Source organism: Streptomyces sp. NPDC050528, from assembly GCF_044457795.1.
GTDB lineage: Bacteria > Actinomycetota > Actinomycetes > Streptomycetales > Streptomycetaceae > Streptomyces.
The window spans coordinates 317,591-333,827 of the sequence record NZ_JBITHH010000010.1 but is presented as its reverse complement, the minus strand read 5'-3'; the positions used below and the strand labels follow the sequence as shown (position 1 = coordinate 333,827).

Below are 16,237 nucleotides of genomic sequence, written 5' to 3'. Positions count from 1 at the left end.
TGGAAGGTCGCCCAACGGGCTGACTCATGCGGCCCTGCGTTAAGAGGCCACCCGAGGGGCCGATTGATGTGGCCCAGCGTAAAGCGCTCGCCCGAGGGGCCGATGTATGCGGCCCTGCGTTGAGAAGCCACCCGAGCCGTGCGGATAGTGCGGCCCCGCGTCGAGAGGCCGCCCGAGCCGTCCGGACAGTGCGACCCCGCGTCGAGAAGCCGCCCGAGTCTCCGAGCGGGCTGATTCATCCACCCTGAACTCTCACCTGAAGGACCTGGCATGCCCCGCCAACTCCACCTGAACGCCTTCCTGATGAACACCGGCCACCACGAAGCCTCCTGGCGCCTCCCGGAGAGCAACCCCTACGCCCACGTCGAGCTGGAGCACTACACCCACCTCGCCCGGATCGCGGAGCGCGGCACCTTCGACTCCCTCTTCCTGGCCGACGGGCCGCAGTTGTGGAGCAACCTCGCCCAACGCCCCGCCGGAGCACTGGAACCGCTCACCCTCCTCACCGCACTGGCGACGGCCACGGAGCACATAGGCCTCATCGCGACCGCGTCCACGTCCTACAACTCCCCCTACAACCTGGCCCGGAAGTTCGCCTCGCTCGACATCATCAGTGGCGGCAGGGCGGGTTGGAACATCGTCACGACCGCTGGTGCCGAGGCCGCACGGAACTTCGGGCTGGAGCACGAGCCCGCGCACGCCGAACGGTACGCGCGGGCCGCCGAGTTCCTCGATGTGGCGTTGAAGCTCTGGGACAGCTGGGAGGACGACGCGATCGTCGCCGACAAGGCGGCCGGGGTGTGGGGCGACGACACGAAGATCCACCCGCCCCACCATCAGGGGACGTACTTCAGCGTCGCGGGCGCCCTCAACGTCCCCCGCTCGCCTCAGGGTTACCCCCTCCTCGTGCAGGCGGGGTCGAGCGAGGACGGCAAGGCGTTCGCGGCGCGGTACGCGGAGGCGGTGTTCACCGCGCAGCAGACACTCGCCGACGCGCAGGCCTTCTACAAGGACCTCAAGTCCCGTACGGAGGCGGCCGGTCGGAACCCGGAGCACATCAAGGTGCTGCCCGGCATCGTCCCGGTGCTCGGCTCGACGGAGGCCGAGGCGCACGCGAACGAACGGCTCCTGGAGGACCACATCGTGTACACACACGGCGTGGACCGCCTGGAGCAACTCCTCCAACTGCCTCCCAAAACGCTGGAGTTGGATGCCCCGCTCCCCGCCGGCCTCCCGCCCGAGGACGCCATCGAAGGCGCGAAGAGCCGCTACACCCTCGTCGTCGAACTCGCCCGCCGCGACCGGCTGACCGTACGACAACTCATCGGCCGGCTCGGCGGAGGACGCGGGCATCTCACCTTCGCCGGTACGCCGGAGCAGGTCGCCGACGCGATCGAGACGTGGTTCACGCAGGGCGCGGCCGACGGTTTCAACATCATGCCCGCGGTCCTGCCGTCCGGCCTCGACGCCTTCGTCGACCACGTCGTCCCTCTGCTCCGCACCCGCGGCCTGCTCCGCACGGAGTACGGCCCCCGCACCACCCTCCGGGAGCGCTACGGCCTCCCCCGCCCCGCCAACCAGTACACCCGACCCACCACCCAGCCCACCCAACCCGCCCTCGTCTGAAAGGACTTCACCCATGTCCATCGAGATCCAGAAGGTCACCGCGAACATCGGCGCCCGCGTGTCGGGCGTGGACATCAACAAGCCTCTCGACGGAGAGCAGACAGCAGCACTCCGCGAGGCCCTCAACATCCACAAGGCGCTGGTCTTCGACGACGTGCACCTGGACGACGAGGGCCAGGAGGCCTTCGCCCGTCACTTCGGCGACCTCACCACCGCGCACCCCACCGTGCCCGCGGTCGACGGCGCCCCGAACGTGCTGCCCGTCGACAGCGAGCGCGGCCGCGCCAACCACTGGCACACGGACGTGACGTTCGTCCTCAACCCGCCCCAGGCCAGCACCCTGCGCAGCATCACGGTCCCGCCGTACGGCGGCGAGACCCTGATCGCCAGTTCGGCGGCGGCCTACCGCGACCTGCCGGAACCGCTGCGCGTCCTGGCGGACACCCTCTGGGCAGAGCACACCAACGACTACGACTACGCCGTACCGGAAGAGTCCATCGACGCCGAACGGGCGGCCCAGCGCGCCCAGTTCACGTCGATCAAGTTCCGCACGGTCCACCCGGTCGTCCGCGTCCACCCGCTGACCGGCGAACGCGGCCTGTTCATCGGCGGGTTCGCGCAGCGCATCGTCGGACTCTCCACGACCGAGTCCCGCAAGATCCTGGACCTCCTCCAGGCGTACGTCACCCGCCCGGAGAACATCCTGCGCTGGCGCTGGTCCCCCAACCAGCTCGTCCTCTTCGACAACCGCATCACCCAGCACTACGCCATCGACAACTACGACGACCAGCCCCGCCGCCTCAACCGCGTCACCGTCGCCGGCGACATCCCGGTCGGCATCGAGGGCAAGGAGAGCTACTCGATCGAGGGGGACGCGTCGCACTACACGTCGGTGGCGGAGTGACCACACCGAGCCTTTTCGCTGCTAGGTTGTAGTTGCAAGTTATGTGCAATAAGAGGTCCGGAGGGGATCGATCCGCCATGCCCGTCTACACGCTGCCCGACCTGCCCTACGACTACTCCGCGCTCGCCCCCGTGATCAGCCCCGAGATCATCGAGCTGCACCACGACAAGCACCACGCGGCGTATGTGAAGGGCGCGAACGACACGCTGGAGCAGCTGGCGGAGGCGCGGGACAAGGAGCAGTGGGGGTCGGTCAACGGCCTGGAGAAGAGCCTGGCGTTCCATCTCTCCGGGCACATCCTGCACAGCATCTACTGGCAGAACATGACCGGTGACGGCGGCGGTGAACCCCTCGCGGCCGATGGCGTCGGCGGCCTCGCCGACGCCATCACCGAGTCCTTCGGCTCCTTCGCCGGCTTCAAGGCCCAGCTCACCAAGGCCGCCGCGACGACACAGGGTTCGGGCTGGGGCGTCCTCGCCCACGAGCCGTTGAGCGGCCACCTGATCGTCGAGCAGGTCTACGACCACCAGGGCAACGTCGGGCAGGGCTCGACCCCGCTCCTCGTCTTCGACGCCTGGGAGCACGCCTTCTACCTCCAGTACAAGAACCAGAAGGTCGACTTCATCGCCGCGATGTGGGCGGTCGTCAACTGGCAGGACGTGGCCCGGCGTTACGAGGCGGCGAAGTCCCGCCAGACGATCCTGACCGCATAGGAAACCGCGCAGGAAACCGCGTAGGAACCGCGTAGGAAACCGCGCAGGAAACGTCCTGCCTCGTGATCGTCTTCTCAACCTTCACTCGGGCAGGCGGCTGAAGAGGAGGGCCCCGCGAGGACGTGACTCGCGGGGGCCCTCCTCACCTCACTTCGCCTCGAAGGCGTGCCTCACGAGTTCCCGGTCCTTCTTGGGGAGCGCCAGGTCGAACGTACCGTCGGCAGTGACGAGTTCGTAGCACTCGAACTTCGGGCCCAGCGGCAGCTTCACATCGGTGGGCTTGAGGGAGAAGGGCGGTCTCAGGCTCGCGGTCCGGTCTCCCCGCCGGTCGCTCCAGACCGGCTCTTCCCCCAAGGCCAGGCGCAGTTGTCCCGATCTGAGGCGCGCGATCTGCTTGCCCTTGCCGACCGAGGACACGGCTGCCCCGCCGATGGTCTTCGTGAACCCCGCGACAAGCAGCGCCTGCCCGTTCTCGAAGTCCTCGATGTCCTGGGCGGGCGTACGCCGTCGGATCCACGTCCAGCGCAGCAGCACATCCACCCCGGTCAGCGTCCCCGCGGAACGCCGTGCCGCCTGCTTCTCCTGCCCCATCGTCCCCACCCTTTTCGGCTGTCGATTACACAGGCACGTTAAGCGAGAGGAACGCGGCCCCACCCGGCGCCATCCGAATCTCGGACACCGCCGCATTGCGCAACTGCGGAAACACCCGCCGGTATTCGCCCAGCGGAATCCCCAGCAACCGGCACAGCACCAGTCGGAGGAGGGTGTTGTGGGCCACGATCAGGACGCGTTGGTCGGGGTGGGCGGCCGCGATGCGGTGCAGGGCGGCCGTGCCCCGTGTTGCCGCTGCCGTCGGGTCCTCGGACTCCGGGAAGGGGTTCGCCACCGGGTCGGTGCGGAAAGCCTCCGCCGCTTCCGGGTTCTCTGCCTCGAACTCCGCCAGCGTTCGCCCCTCCACCACCCCGAAGTCGCATTCGCGCAGGGCCGGTTCGGTGTGGGGGGTGAGGTTCAGGGCGCGGGCGGCCGGGGCTGCCGTGAGGACGGCTCGGGACAGGGGGGACGTCCAGATCGCGTCCACCGGGTGGGTCGCCGCCCAGTGGCCGAGGGCGTCCGCCTGGGCCCTGCCGTCGTCGGTGAGGGCTACGTCGCTGATGCCGGCGTAGCGGTTCTCGGCGTGCCAGACGGTCTGGCCGTGGCGGGCGAGGAGGAGGGTCGTGGTCATGAGTCGATCGTGTCCTGGTTCAGACGGGTGCGGGTGTGGGTCGCGAGCGGGGTCGGCAGCCAGCCTCGGGTCTCCAGTTCGTCCACCAGGCGAGCGTACGGTTCGGTGAAGCGGGCCGTGTGGGACGCGCGGGGTTCGAGGAGGGTGCGGATGCGGACCATCCGGTCGGCGACCTCCGGCAGGGTCCTGGCGCCCGTCCCCGCCTCGGCCCCCGTTCCCTGTGCCGCGTATGCCGCCAACACCGCCATCCCCAGGGCCGGTTCGATCTGCTCCGGTACTCGGGCCGGGCGGCCCAGGATGTCGGCGCGGAGCTGGTTCCAGTACGCGCTGCGGGCCGCGCCGCCCGTGAAGGTGAGGGGGCCGTCTATCGGGGCGCCCAAGTAGTGCAGGTAGTCCAGGCACAGGCGCTCCGTGAACGCCACGCCCTGCAGTACCGCCGCCCAGCTGTCCGCCTCCGACACCGGAGTGCCGAGTGTGAAGGCGGTGGCGTCGGGGGCCAGGAAGGGGAAGCGTTCGCCGGGTGAGGCCAAGGGGTACGTCAGCGCGCCCGACGGTTCGTACGCCGCCGCACGGTCGTCCATCTGCGCCGGGTCCACCCCCGTCGGCAGCGCGCCCGCGCCCACGCTCGACGCTCCGCCGGGCAGCCAACTGCCGTCCGGCGCACGGTGGTTGTAGACCACCCCGGCGTCGTCCCGGACGGGCCGAGCGGACGCTCCCTTCAGGACCAGCGTCGTACCCAGCACCGAGTTCCACGCGCCGGAGCGCAACGCCCCCGACGCGATCTGGGCCGCGCAGCCGTCCGTCATCCCCGCGATGACCGGGGTGCCGGCCGGGATGCCGGTCGCTTCGGCGGCGGCGCCGCAGACCTCGCCCAGGCGAGTGCCCGGACGGACCACCTCCGGCAACTCCGCGCCCAAGTAAGCCAGTTGGGGCGGCCAGACCTCGTGCTCCGCGTCGTAGCCCGTCTTGAGGGCATGGCTGGAGTCGGTCGGCATCGGAACCGGACCGCCGCCGCCACTCGCCAACTGCCCTGTGATCACGTCGGGTTGATGGGTCACTCGGCCGGGGCCGTACGCGTCCAGCAGCCACAGCGCCTTCGGCAGGGCCCAGCTCGTCTGCATGCCCACCCGCGCCGCTTCCTCCACCGCGCGCCCGTCGTCGTACATCAACGCCGGTGTGAGCGGGCGGCCTTGGGCGTCCGTCAGCAGGACCGTCCCGGAGGTGCCGCACACCGCGAGGCCGCCCAGCCGTACCCGTGCGGGCCCCTGCGACATGGCAGCCCGGGACGCCGTGCACACCGCCTTCCACCACTCCCCCGGGTCCTGTTCATGCCGTACCCCGTCCCGTCGGCCCGTCAGCGGAGCGGTGCCGCTGCCCAGGGCCGTGCCGTCGGCCGTGACCAGCAGGGCGCGGACGCTCTGCGTGCCCAGGTCGATCCCCAGCCACGCTTCCGCTTCGCCCTCGAACATCATCCGGACCTCCCTCAGGGGTTACGCATTCGGCATTCCCCGTTCATCGTGGCGGAGAGGGAGGGAGCCCCACGATGACCGAGACCCTGCGTGTCGTCGCCGCCGGTGACCATTTCGTACTGCCTTCGCTGATCACCGCGGCCATCACCGAGGAACTGCGCGAACACCCCTTCACGGTAAGAGAGTTGAAGCTCGGCTGGCCTCTGGAGCCCTTCGGGACCGTCGCGGAGGTGGAGGAGGCCGGCGATGCCGAGGACGAGCTGATCGACGCCCTGCGGGACGGCGGAGCGCAGGTGCTGGTCACCCAGATGGGGCCCGTCACCGAGCGCGTGCTGGAAGCCTGCCCCGATCTGCGGCTGGTCGTCGTGTGCCGGGGCGGTCCCGTCAACGTCAACCTGGACGCGGCCAAGACCCACGACGTACGGGTGTGCTTCGCACCCGGCCGCAACGCCGCCGCGACCGCCGAGTTCACGGTCGGGATGATGCTGGCCACCCTGCGCCGTATCCCGCAGGCCCATGAACTCCTCTCCGGGCAAGGGAGTTGGGAGGCCGGGGCCGCCTACTACACCTACGAGCACAGCGGGTTGGAGCTGGAGGATCTGCCGGTCGGGCTCGTCGGGTACGGGGCGGTCGGGAGCCGGGTCGCGCGGGTGCTCTGTGCCTTCGGGGCGCGCGTGATGGTGTACGACCCGTATGTGCACGGCGAGATCCACGGACTCCGGGTCGGCGCGCTGGACGAACTCCTCCACCGGTCCCAAGTCATCACCCTGCACGCCCGGTTGACCGCCGAGACGCGGGGGCTGATCGGCGCCCGCGAACTGGCGCTGCTCCGGCCGGGCGCGGTGGTGGTGAATGTGGCGCGGGGCCCGTTGCTGGACGAGGAGGCGTTGTGCGACGCGTTGGAGAGCGGACAGGTGTCGGCGGCGGCTCTGGACACCTACACGCGCGAGCCCTTGCCCGCCGGGTCACGCCTGTTCGGCTTCGCCGACCGGGTCGTACTGACTCCGCATCTCGGGGGTGCGTCCCGGTCCGTGGCCGAGAAGGCGGCACGGATCGCGGCGGCGGAGGTAGGACGGTGGGCCCGAGGTGAGCGTCTGTCCCACCAACTCGGTTGAGAGCCCACCAAGTTCCACTGTGCCAACGTGGACGGCCGAGAGGGAGCCGTAGGGGCGCGCCGGTGTCGAGAGCCCCAGCGCGCGGAGGCCCGAAGGGTCGAGCACGGTGGGGCTCTCGACACCGCCACGCGCCGGTAGGCGCATATCGAGCACGGCAGCGCCCCGAAGGCGACCGAACCAAAAGAGGTGCGCGCACGGTGCCTAACCAACACCGACCCACCCGCACGGCACCATCCCAACACCGGCCCACCTCCACCCCACCCCCACCCCCCATCACCCACCCCCAGGAGGCCCCCACATGTACGTCGGAATCGATGTAGGCACATCCACCGTCAAGGCCGCCGCCTTCGACGACTCCGGCCGTGAACTCGCCGTAGCCGCACGCCCGGTGGGCCTCTCCATGCGCGCCGGTTTCGTCGAGCAGGACATGGACGAGGTCTACGGCGCGGTCGTCGCCGTACTGGACGAACTGACCGCCGGCGTCGACGGACCGTTCGAGCTCGCGGGGCTCACCGGCCAGGGTGACGGCGTGTGGCTGGTGGACGGGGACGGGCGGCCGGTGCGGGCGGCGGCGTCCTGGATGGACGGGCGGGCGCACGAACTGCTGGATCAGTGGCTGGCGGACGGGACCTTCGAGACGGTGTTCCGGCGGACCGGCAGCGCGATGTTCCCCGGGTGTCCGGGGCCGTTGCTGGCGTGGCTCGCCGCGCACGAGCCCGCCGCTCTCGACGCGGCCGCCACCGCCCTGTACTGCAAGGACATGGTGTTCCAGCGGCTGACGGGGGCGCGGGCGACGACCGATGTCTCGGACGCGTCGATGCCGTTCCTCGACCCCCGGACGCGGTCGTACGACAACGGTGTCGTCGAGCTGCTCGGGCTGACCCGGAGGCGGAGGCTGCTGGCGCCGGTCGCCGATCCCGTCGCCACGGCCGAGACGCGCGGCGAGGGGCTGCCGGCCGGGACCCGGATCGCGAACGGGCCGTACGACCTGCCCGCGTGCGCGCTCGGCGCGGGTGTCACCGAGCCCGGGGACGGGCTGCTCATCGTGGGGACGTGTCTCGCCAGTCTCGTCGCGACCACGGAGCTGGATCTGAGCGGTGAACCGGCCGGGCTGTACATCTCCCTCGACCGGCCGGGGCACTGGTTGCGGGCCATGCCGGCGATGGTCGGTACGGCGGCGCTGGACTGGGTGCTGTCGACGACGGGCGTCCGGCACGAAGAGGTGGACGCGCTGCTCGCGGCGACCCCGGCCGGGGCGAACGGGGTGCGGGTGCTGCCGTACTTCGCGCCGTCCGGCGAGCGCGCGCCCTTCGTCGAGCCCCGGCTCCGCGCCGAACTCACCGGTGTTTCCCTGGAGTCGACGCCCGCCGATCTGATCCGGGCGACCTGCGAGGGCATCGGGTACGCGGCCCGGCACTGTCTGGAGGCGGCGGGGCTGACGGGGTCGCTGGCGGTGTGCGGGGGCGGTACGCGCAGCCCGGCCTGGATGCGGTTGCTCGCGGATGTGCTGGGGCGGCCGTTGCGGGTCGTCGAGGGTGAGGTGGGGGCGCGGGGTGCGGTGCTCGCGGCGGCGGAGCGGTACGGGGTTCCGCTGGACGCGGGGGTGTGGACGCGGCCCACGGAGATCGTCGAGCCGGACGCGGGGCGGGCCGCGTACTACGCCAAGGGGTTCGAGGAGCATCTGGCGCGGCTGGCGGTGGCGCGGGGGCGCGTGTGATCGGCGAGGGACAGAGGGAGCCGGAGAACAGAGGGAGCCGGGGAATTGACGAGACGCAAGGCGTGTCCCACCTGCGACGGCTGGCAGGACTTCCGGCCGGTGCGCGGGGCCGAGAAGGCCGCGATCCGGGCGGAGAAGGGTGCGCGGCACTACGTGCACGACTACTGGCGCTGCACCGCCGCCGGCTGCCTGTGGTACCAGCGCTGGTACAGCAGGGGTGACGGTGGCCTCCTCCCGGAGGAGTTCCGGGAGGAGGCCACGCCGACGGCATGACCGATTCCGGGCTCACGTCGCCGGGAACGCCCCGCCTACGCTCCCGGTTCCACCCGTTTTTTCATGGGATCGGGAGGTCCGCGTGTCCGACAGGATTCACTGCCCCAGGTGCCCCAAAGGGAAGCTGCACCCGTTCCGCAGGGTCAACGCGAAGGAGGAGAAGCACATCGAGAAGGTGCTGAACGGGAAGAAGGGCGCCCACGGGTTCTGGCGGTGCGAGGGCAAGACGACACTGGGCCAGTGCCTCTGGGTGCAGCCCTACACCGTCCAGTCGGAGGGCTTCAGCCTCCCGCCGGAATTCAGCTGAGGTTGCTGAAGTCCGGGCCGTTCGTGCGGGTGCGCTTCAGCTCGTAGAAACCGGGGACCGAGGCGACCGCGACCGTGCCGTCCCAGAGGCGGGCCGCTTCCTCGCCCTTGGGGGCGGGGGTGACGACCGGGCCGAAGAAGGCGATCTGCTCGCCGTCGGGGCCGGGGACGGCGATGACGGGGGTGCCGACGTCCTGGCCGACCTTCTCGATGCCCTCCTTGTGGGAGGCGCGCAGCTCGGTGTCGTAGGTGTCCTTGTCGGCGTACTCGATCAGGTCGGCCGGCAGGCCCACGTCGGACAGGGCGAGGGCGATGGACTCGGGGGTCACGCCCAGGCCCTCGTTGTGGATGCGGGTGCCGAGCGCGGTGTAGAGCTTGCCGACGACCTCGTCGCCGTGCAGTTGCTGGGCGGCGATGACGACGCGGACCGGGCCCCAGGACTTGCCGCCGGGGCGCATGTTCTCCGCGTACTGCTCCGGGAGCTCGTCGAGGCGGTTCTCGTTGAGGACGGCGAGGCTCATCACGTGCCAGCTGACCTGGATGTCCCGGACCTTCTCCACTTCCAGCACCCACCGGGAGGTCATCCACGCCCAGGGGCACAGCGGGTCGAACCAGAAGTCCACGGGGGTCTTGGCGGTCTCAGACATGACGCTCCTCGGAATACGGCCGTTTCCCCACGGCAACACCGCCCCTCGCCACCTCATTCCCGGGTACCGGCCGTCAGGGGCGCATGGCAGGATCGGCCCTGACCGCATAGCGAACACCGTTGATCGAACACCATCCGAGGGAGCGCTCCGTGCCCGGTGAGAATCTGTCCCGCGACGAGGCCCGCGAGCGGGCCGCCCTGCTGTCCGTCGACGGGTACGACGTGTCCCTCGACCTGCGCTCGGCGGTCGGCGACGACGCCGGTGCGGGACCGCGGACCTTCCGGTCGGTGACGACGATCCGGTTCCGCTGCGCCGAGCCGGGCGCGGCGAGCTTCGCGGACCTGATCGCACCGGCCGTCACCGCCGTGTCGCTGAACGGCAAGGACCTCGACCCGGGCGCGGTCTTCGACGGCACGCGCATCCAGCTGGAGGACCTGGCCGCCGAGAACGAGCTGATCGTCGACGCGCAGTGCGCGTACTCCCGCACCGGCGAGGGCATGCACCGCTTCGTCGACCCCGAGGACGGCGAGGTCTACCTCTACACGCAGTACGAGCCGGCCGACGCGCGCCGCGTCTTCGCCAACTTCGAGCAGCCGGATCTGAAGGCGCCGTTCCGTGCCGAGGTGCGGGCCCCCGAGGGCTGGACGGTGTGGAGCAACGGCGTCGGCGAACTGGCCGACGGCGTATGGAAGTTCGCGGAGACGAAGCCGATCTCGACATACATCACGGCGTTCGCGGCGGGCCCGTACCACTACGTCACGGACTCCTACTCCCGCACCTTCGAGGACGGTACGACGCTGGAGATCCCGCTCGGCGCGATGTGCCGCAAGGGGCTCGCGCCGCACTTCGACGCCGACGACGTCTTCCTGATCACCAAGCAGGGCCTGGACTTCTTCCACGACCACTTCGACTACCCGTACCCGTTCGGGAAGTACGACCAGGCGTTCGTGCCGGAGTACAACCTCGGCGCGATGGAGAACCCGGGTCTTGTCACCTTCCGCGAGGAGTACATCTTCCGGGGGAAGGTGACGCAGGCGTCCTACTCGGGGCGGGCGAACACGATCCTGCACGAGATGGCGCACATGTGGTTCGGCGACCTCGTCACCATGGAGTGGTGGGACGACCTGTGGCTGAAGGAGTCCTTCGCCGACTTCATGGGCGCGTTCGCGCTGGTCGGCGCGACCCGCTTCACCGACGGCTGGATCACCTTCGCCAACCGCCGCAAGGCGTGGGCCTACCGCGCGGACCAGCTCCCCTCCACACACCCGATCACCGCCGACATCCGCGACCTCCAGGACGCGAAGCTCAACTTCGACGGCATCACGTACGCCAAGGGGGCGTCCGTACTGAAGCAGTTGGTGGCGTACGTCGGCCAGGACGCGTTCCTGGAGGGCGCGCGCCGCTACTTCAAGCGGAATGCGTACGGCAACACGCGCCTCGGTGATCTGCTGTCGGTGCTGGAGGAGACGAGCGGGCGGGACATGGCGTCCTGGGCGCGGTCCTGGCTGCAGACGGCCGGGGTCAACTCCCTCACCCCGCAAGTGGTGTTGGACGTGGAGGGCGGCCGTATCGCCGAGCTGGCCGTGCTCCAGGAGGCGGCCGAGTCGCACCCCGAACTGCGCCCGCACCGGGTGGCGGTGGGCCTCTACCGCAGGGAGGACAACCGGCTCGTGCGGTACGAGCGGGCCGAGGTGGACGTCGACGGTCCGCGCACGGTCGTGGTGGAGCTGGCCGGTGCGGACGCGCCGGAGCTGGTGCTCGTCAACGACGACGACCTCACGTACTGCAAGACCCGCTTCGACGCGACCTCGTTGGACACCCTGCGCGAGCACCTCGGCGCGCTGACCGACCCGATGGCGCGGGCGCTGTGCTGGTCGGCGCTGTGGAACATGACGCGGGACGCGCTGCTGCTCGCGCCCGACTTCATCGACCTGGTGATGCGGTTCGGGCGGCGGGAGACCGACATCGGCGTGCTGCAGATGCTGCACGCGTGGGCCAACTCGGCGCTGGTCAACTACTCGCCGCCGTGGTGGCGCGAGACCGGCGCGAAGCTGCTGGCGCACATCGCGCTGCGGGATCTGCGGGACGCCGAGCCGGGCAGCGAGCAGCAGCTGGCGTGGGCGCGTTTCTACGCGTCGGTGGCATCGGCGCCGGAGGAACTCGCCCTGCTGAAGGCCCTGTTGGACGGCACGGAGAAGATCGAGGGCCTTGCCGTCGACCAGGAGCTGCGCTGGGCGTTCCTGGAGCCGCTGGCCGCGCACGGCGCCGCCGACGAGAGTGCCGTGGCCGCCGAACTGGCCCGCGACGACACCGCGTCCGGCAAGCGGCACCAGGTCCGCTGTCTCGCCGCGCGTCCCTCGGCGGCCGTCAAGGCGCAGGCGTGGGCGCAGGTCGTGGAGTCGGACGCGCTGTCGAACGCGCTCGTCGAGGCGACCATCGCGGGGTTCGCGCAGCCGTCGCAGCGGGAGTTGCTCGCGCCGTACACGGAGAAGTACTTCGCGGCGATCGAGCGGGTGTGGGCGGAGCGGTCGATCCAGATCGGCGTGGACGTGGTGCGGGGGCTGTTCCCGGCGTACCCGGCGGCCGAGTACGCGCAGGCGACGCTGGACGCGACGGACGCGTGGCTGACGTCCCACGAGGAGGCCGCGCCGGCGCTGCGGAGGCTGGTGCTGGAGGCGCGGGACGATCTGGCGCGGGCGCTGCGGGCGCAGGCGGCGGACAACGAGGGCCGGGGTGCGGACGGTTCGCTCGGCTGATCGTTGGCCTGTGATTGGCCTCTGTGTGACCGTTACTGAATACAGGTAATCGCAGCCGTAACCCCTGGTCCACCCCATCCGGACCAGGGGTTTTCGGTGCCTACTCGGCATCCGAACGCCTGTCCTTTAGTGCCATGTTGTCCGGATTTGTCGACGGGCGTGTAACAGCGGTTAGGGACCGGATCCGGCGCGGAAAACCCCGTTGCATGAACCACAACACCCCGCTCTCCCCCCGCCCCCTCAGCCACCTCTCCGAGGCGCACCGCCGCGTGCTGACGACGGCTCAGCTCCGGGCGCACGGCGTTCCGGCCGCCGAGGTGAACGAGCAGTGCCGTCCCGACGGCCCGTGGCAGCAACTGCTCCCCGGCGTCGTCCTGTTGCACTCCGGGCCGCCCACCGGCGAGGAGCGGCTGCACGCGACGCTGCTGTACGCGGCGCGGGAGCGGACGGCGGGGGTGCCGGTCCAGCCCGGCGCGGAGGAGCCGCACCGCCCCACGTACGCGGAGACGATGGTGACGGGCCTGGCGGCACTGACCCTGCACGGCTTCACCTCCGCCCCGGAGTTGGCCTCGCTCAAGCAGATCGACGTCCTGGTCCCGCGCATGCGCCGGCTCCGCTCGACGGGCTGCGCGCGGATCGTCCGTACGGCGGCGCTCCCCACCCCGCAGCAGGTGAAGGGCGTCCCGGTCGCCCCGGTGCCGCGGGCCCTCGCGGACGCGGTGGCGGAACTGTCGGACGCGAACGCGGTCCGCGGGCTGCTCACCGAGGCGGTACGCGGCGGCCACTGCGAACCGGCCGCGGTGGTACGGGAGTTGAACAACGCCAAGCTGCTGAGCCGCCCGCACGTGGTGGACGCGGTGGACTCGCTGCTGGCCGAGGGCCGCGCGATCGCGGAGGACCGCCTCTACCGGATGGTGAGCGAGTACGGCCTCCCGGACCCGGTGTGGAATGTGGATCTCAGGTTGCCGGGCGGCCCGCACCTGGGCGGCCTGGACGCGTACTGGCCCGAGCAGGCGGTCGCCGTAGAACTGGACACCCGCGCTCCGCGCCAGGACGAGGACGCCCTGTGGTCGGAGTACGCCCGCAAGCGCGAGCACCTGGAGCGGCTGGGCATCACGGTCGTCCACATCACCCCGAAGAAGCTCCGGGACGCGATGGAACAACAGGCGGCGGTGGTCCGTACGGCGCTGATGGCGTCGGCGGACCGCGATCCGGCCGCGTATGTCGTGGTGCTGCCCCGGTAGTGACGGACCGGGGCGGGATCAGGAGGGGAGAGGAGGGGCCACCGGGGGTCGGTGGCCCCTCCTCATGTGTGCGCCGCGTGTTTACAGGGGCTCGGGCAACGGCGGCGGGGCGGTGCTCGTCGTCGTGTGGCCCGCGTGGAGGCCGTCGATGAGGGCGGCGTAGGAGGCGATCATGCGCGTACGGCTGAAGCGTTCGCGGCTGCGGGCGTGGGCCTTGGCGAACTCCGCGCGGCCGATGACCGCCTCGGTCCAGGCCGACGCGATGGCGTCCGGGTCGGGGGGTGTGACGATGCCGTGTCCCGCGACGATGGAGGCGCTGTCGCCGACGTCGGTGGCGACGGGGACGGCCCCGCACATCATGCCCTCGATGAGGCACAGGGGCGCGGCCTCGCCGAAGGACGAGGTGAGCGCGACGACGTCGGACCCGGCGTAGACGGTCTCCATGTCCCGCCGTACGCCGAGGAGATGGAGCCGGTCGGTAAGTCGTTCCCGCTCCTCCCCGAAGGCGTCGTCGATGTCGGCGGAGAGGGCGGGCTGGTCGTGGTCGGTCATGCCCGCGCCGCACATCAGGACATGCCCGGCGGGTTCGCGCCGTAGCCATTCCTTGGCCGCGCGGAGGAAGAGCGGGATGTTCTTCATCGTGGCGTAGCGGGCGGCGAAGACGACGACGGGGGCGGTGTCCGGGATCCCGAGGGAGGCGCGGAGGGCGAGCCGCCGGGCCGGGTCGGGACGGAACCGCAGCAGATCCACGCCATTGGGGATGACGTGGAGGACCTCGGGCGGGATGCCGGCGGCCTGGTAGGCGTCGCGGGTGGAGTCCGCGCAGCAGACGGCGGCGACGACCTTGCCGTCGGCGATGGCGGCCTTCAGTTCGTCGAGAGCGGTGCCGGAGTGTTCGGGGTCCGAACGGTGCAGGCACACGACGACGGGGCGGCGGGGCAGGCCCGCCTGGTTGAGCAGAGAGAGCGGCTGCTCCTTGAGCGACAGAACGACGTCGGCGTCCGCGAGGGCACGGGCGGCGTCGGCGAGCTCGGGCCCGGTGAAACCTTCGGTGACCGGATCACCGTCGCCGCGGAAGCTGCGGCCGAGGGTGGAGACCCCGACACCGGCCGCGGTCAGTTGCTGATAGCAGGCGTCGTTCTCCATGGCCTGCCGGGTTGCTTCTCGGTGTACTTCTCCGTGAATGCTGAGCACCGTATGGTGCTGGCCGCCCTCCACCAGTCCCAGTACGACGTCGCTGTGGACGATACGGGCTCCTCCGGAGAAGAACCCCTCGTAGACCGACAGCACGTGCAGCTCGTGTCTAGCGCGCACACGACCACCCGCCTTGCGTATGAATCGAGCCATCCCCGTGAACAGCGGGTTAGCCGTTATGAGGCGGCACGGACATTTCGTGCGAATGAACTGGGCGTCTCGTGTCTGGGTCCGATTGGTTATCCGGGGGTCAATTGGTACGAGGCCCTACGGCGAGCTGGACACGAACCGACTTTCCGATGTCTCCGCGCGGAAACCGGCCGGGGATTCGAGGGCTTTTCTGACCACGGCAAACACCGGTGGCAGGTCCGATACGTCGATCGTCGGCGCGGTGTTCTCTTCGTCTACGACGACTCGCGGCCGGACCTCTCGTCCTTGGGGCTCACGCGACTGACGGACGCCCGCCTCGCCGCGCGTTCCCGGCGTGGCCTCCGTCATGCGCGGTGAAGACGAACGCCGACGTGTCGCCGTCCAGGTCGATGGTCAGCGAGGCGTCCAGCGCCTTGGCCAGCCGGGTGAGCAGGGGCAGGGTGGGTACGGAGTCGCCGCCCTCGATGTTGGAGATCTGCGGCTGCGTCATCCCGGCCCCGCGAGCCAGCTCGGTCTGCGACAGGCCCAGCTCGATCCGTCGGTCGTGGACGGCCTGCCCGAGGGCGAACGCGTACCCGGCCTCCACATAGGCCGGCGACTCCTCGACGGACTCACCCAAGAGCTTCCTGGTACGCCGGGTCTTCCACTGGGAGTGATTCACGGCCGCTCCTCCTCGATCCGCTCGTAGCTGTGCTCGGCGGATCCATGCTCCCGCCTCGCACACCTTCCGCTTGCCACCGAAGTGCCGCGAGTACGGCTCCCCCAGAGTGGTCGGCCGAGCCGCGAACATGTCGGCAACCCGTTCGGGACGGAGCCGACCGGCCCCAACTCCCGTGAATCCAGGGCCCACTTCACAAGTCCCCACTTCGCAAGTCCCGCGAAACCGGGAACCGTTCCCCCG

15 protein-coding genes are annotated in these 16,237 nt (G+C 70.5%); 9 read left to right on the top strand and 6 right to left on the bottom strand.

The window, feature by feature from the left end:
* Positions 1-270: 270 nt before the first annotated feature.
* The 3 genes from ACIBK4_RS32910 (at position 271) to ACIBK4_RS32900 (ending at position 3,243) form a co-directional block, all read left to right on the top strand.
* Entirely contained in the window at positions 271-1,626 is a 1,356-nt protein-coding gene (locus ACIBK4_RS32910; protein ID WP_399000625.1) for an LLM class flavin-dependent oxidoreductase, read from the top strand.
* A gap of 13 nt (positions 1,627-1,639) precedes the next feature.
* Positions 1,640-2,530, top strand: coding sequence for a TauD/TfdA dioxygenase family protein (locus ACIBK4_RS32905; protein ID WP_399000623.1), 891 nt, complete (start codon positions 1,640-1,642; stop codon positions 2,528-2,530).
* Between the two features lie 77 nt (positions 2,531-2,607).
* Complete coding sequence (locus ACIBK4_RS32900) at positions 2,608-3,243, top strand: superoxide dismutase (RefSeq protein ID WP_399000621.1); 636 nt, start codon at positions 2,608-2,610, stop codon at positions 3,241-3,243.
* Between the two features lie 147 nt (positions 3,244-3,390).
* Here the strand turns inward: ACIBK4_RS32900 and ACIBK4_RS32895 are convergent, their stop codons facing one another.
* From ACIBK4_RS32895 to ACIBK4_RS32885, 3 genes are read right to left on the bottom strand one after another with little or no spacing between them, the layout of a single operon-like run.
* The gene (locus ACIBK4_RS32895; RefSeq protein WP_399000619.1) at positions 3,391-3,834 is read right to left on the bottom strand and encodes a hypothetical protein; all 444 of its coding nucleotides are present in this window, start codon (positions 3,832-3,834) and stop codon (positions 3,391-3,393) included.
* A gap of 25 nt (positions 3,835-3,859) precedes the next feature.
* Positions 3,860-4,465 (bottom strand): histidine phosphatase family protein, encoded by a 606-nt coding sequence (locus tag ACIBK4_RS32890; protein ID WP_399000617.1) that lies wholly within the window; start codon positions 4,463-4,465, stop codon positions 3,860-3,862.
* A complete protein-coding gene (locus tag ACIBK4_RS32885) occupies positions 4,462-5,937 on the bottom strand; it encodes an FGGY-family carbohydrate kinase (protein ID WP_399000615.1) in 1,476 nt (491 codons plus the stop codon). The genes ACIBK4_RS32890 and ACIBK4_RS32885 overlap by 4 nt, the downstream gene beginning before the upstream one ends.
* 71 nt (positions 5,938-6,008) lie before the next feature.
* On the opposite strand from ACIBK4_RS32885, the gene ACIBK4_RS32880 reads away from it, so the two are divergent.
* From ACIBK4_RS32880 to ACIBK4_RS32865, 4 genes are all read left to right on the top strand, one after another.
* Complete coding sequence (locus tag ACIBK4_RS32880) at positions 6,009-7,049, top strand: 2-hydroxyacid dehydrogenase (RefSeq protein WP_399000613.1); 1,041 nt, start codon at positions 6,009-6,011, stop codon at positions 7,047-7,049.
* A 298-nt stretch (positions 7,050-7,347) separates the two neighbouring features.
* Positions 7,348-8,766, top strand: a complete 1,419-nt coding sequence (locus tag ACIBK4_RS32875) for an FGGY family carbohydrate kinase (RefSeq protein ID WP_399000611.1) — start codon at positions 7,348-7,350, stop codon at positions 8,764-8,766.
* A gap of 45 nt (positions 8,767-8,811) precedes the next feature.
* Entirely contained in the window at positions 8,812-9,039 is a 228-nt protein-coding gene (locus ACIBK4_RS32870; protein ID WP_399000609.1) for a hypothetical protein, read from the top strand.
* Between the two features lie 82 nt (positions 9,040-9,121).
* The gene (locus tag ACIBK4_RS32865; RefSeq protein WP_399000607.1) at positions 9,122-9,346 is read left to right on the top strand and encodes a hypothetical protein; all 225 of its coding nucleotides are present in this window, start codon (positions 9,122-9,124) and stop codon (positions 9,344-9,346) included.
* Here ACIBK4_RS32865 and ACIBK4_RS32860 read toward each other — a convergent pair.
* Positions 9,339-9,992: a DsbA family protein gene (locus tag ACIBK4_RS32860; RefSeq protein WP_399000605.1), complete on the bottom strand. Its 654-nt coding sequence runs from the start codon at positions 9,990-9,992 to the stop codon at positions 9,339-9,341. The two genes, ACIBK4_RS32865 and ACIBK4_RS32860, sit on opposite strands and share 8 nt — an antisense overlap.
* Positions 9,993-10,141: 149 nt before the next feature.
* Here ACIBK4_RS32860 and pepN point away from each other — a divergent pair, with 149 nt between their 5' ends.
* Positions 10,142-12,748, top strand: coding sequence for an aminopeptidase N (gene pepN, locus ACIBK4_RS32855; RefSeq protein ID WP_399000603.1), 2,607 nt, complete (start codon positions 10,142-10,144; stop codon positions 12,746-12,748).
* A gap of 206 nt (positions 12,749-12,954) precedes the next feature.
* Entirely contained in the window at positions 12,955-13,992 is a 1,038-nt protein-coding gene (locus ACIBK4_RS32850; protein ID WP_399000601.1) for a hypothetical protein, read from the top strand.
* Between the two features lie 81 nt (positions 13,993-14,073).
* Here ACIBK4_RS32850 and ACIBK4_RS32845 read toward each other — a convergent pair whose 3' ends face one another.
* Both ACIBK4_RS32845 and ACIBK4_RS32840 read right to left on the bottom strand, forming a co-directional pair.
* The gene (locus tag ACIBK4_RS32845) at positions 14,074-15,282 is read right to left on the bottom strand and encodes a glycosyltransferase (protein ID WP_399000796.1); all 1,209 of its coding nucleotides are present in this window, start codon (positions 15,280-15,282) and stop codon (positions 14,074-14,076) included.
* Positions 15,283-15,628: 346 nt separating this feature from the next.
* Positions 15,629-15,997 (bottom strand): helix-turn-helix domain-containing protein, encoded by a 369-nt coding sequence (locus tag ACIBK4_RS32840; protein ID WP_399000599.1) that lies wholly within the window; start codon positions 15,995-15,997, stop codon positions 15,629-15,631.
* Between the last annotated feature and the right edge of the window lie 240 nt (positions 15,998-16,237).

What these genes read in the sequence shown, in the direction of transcription:
- ACIBK4_RS32895 (WP_399000619.1), bottom strand. Translation starts at nt 3,834, where the DNA reads ATGGGGCAGGAGAAGCAGGCGGCACGGCGTTCCGCGGGGACGCTGACC.
- ACIBK4_RS32860 (WP_399000605.1), bottom strand. Translation starts at nt 9,992, where the DNA reads ATGTCTGAGACCGCCAAGACCCCCGTGGACTTCTGGTTCGACCCGCTG.
- ACIBK4_RS32905 (WP_399000623.1), top strand. Translation starts at nt 1,640, where the DNA reads ATGTCCATCGAGATCCAGAAGGTCACCGCGAACATCGGCGCCCGCGTG.
- ACIBK4_RS32885 (WP_399000615.1), bottom strand. Translation starts at nt 5,937, where the DNA reads ATGATGTTCGAGGGCGAAGCGGAAGCGTGGCTGGGGATCGACCTGGGC.
- ACIBK4_RS32875 (WP_399000611.1), top strand. Translation starts at nt 7,348, where the DNA reads ATGTACGTCGGAATCGATGTAGGCACATCCACCGTCAAGGCCGCCGCC.
- ACIBK4_RS32900 (WP_399000621.1), top strand. Translation starts at nt 2,608, where the DNA reads ATGCCCGTCTACACGCTGCCCGACCTGCCCTACGACTACTCCGCGCTC.
- ACIBK4_RS32850 (WP_399000601.1), top strand. Translation starts at nt 12,955, where the DNA reads ATGAACCACAACACCCCGCTCTCCCCCCGCCCCCTCAGCCACCTCTCC.
- ACIBK4_RS32890 (WP_399000617.1), bottom strand. Translation starts at nt 4,465, where the DNA reads ATGACCACGACCCTCCTCCTCGCCCGCCACGGCCAGACCGTCTGGCAC.
- ACIBK4_RS32880 (WP_399000613.1), top strand. Translation starts at nt 6,009, where the DNA reads ATGACCGAGACCCTGCGTGTCGTCGCCGCCGGTGACCATTTCGTACTG.
- ACIBK4_RS32910 (WP_399000625.1), top strand. Translation starts at nt 271, where the DNA reads ATGCCCCGCCAACTCCACCTGAACGCCTTCCTGATGAACACCGGCCAC.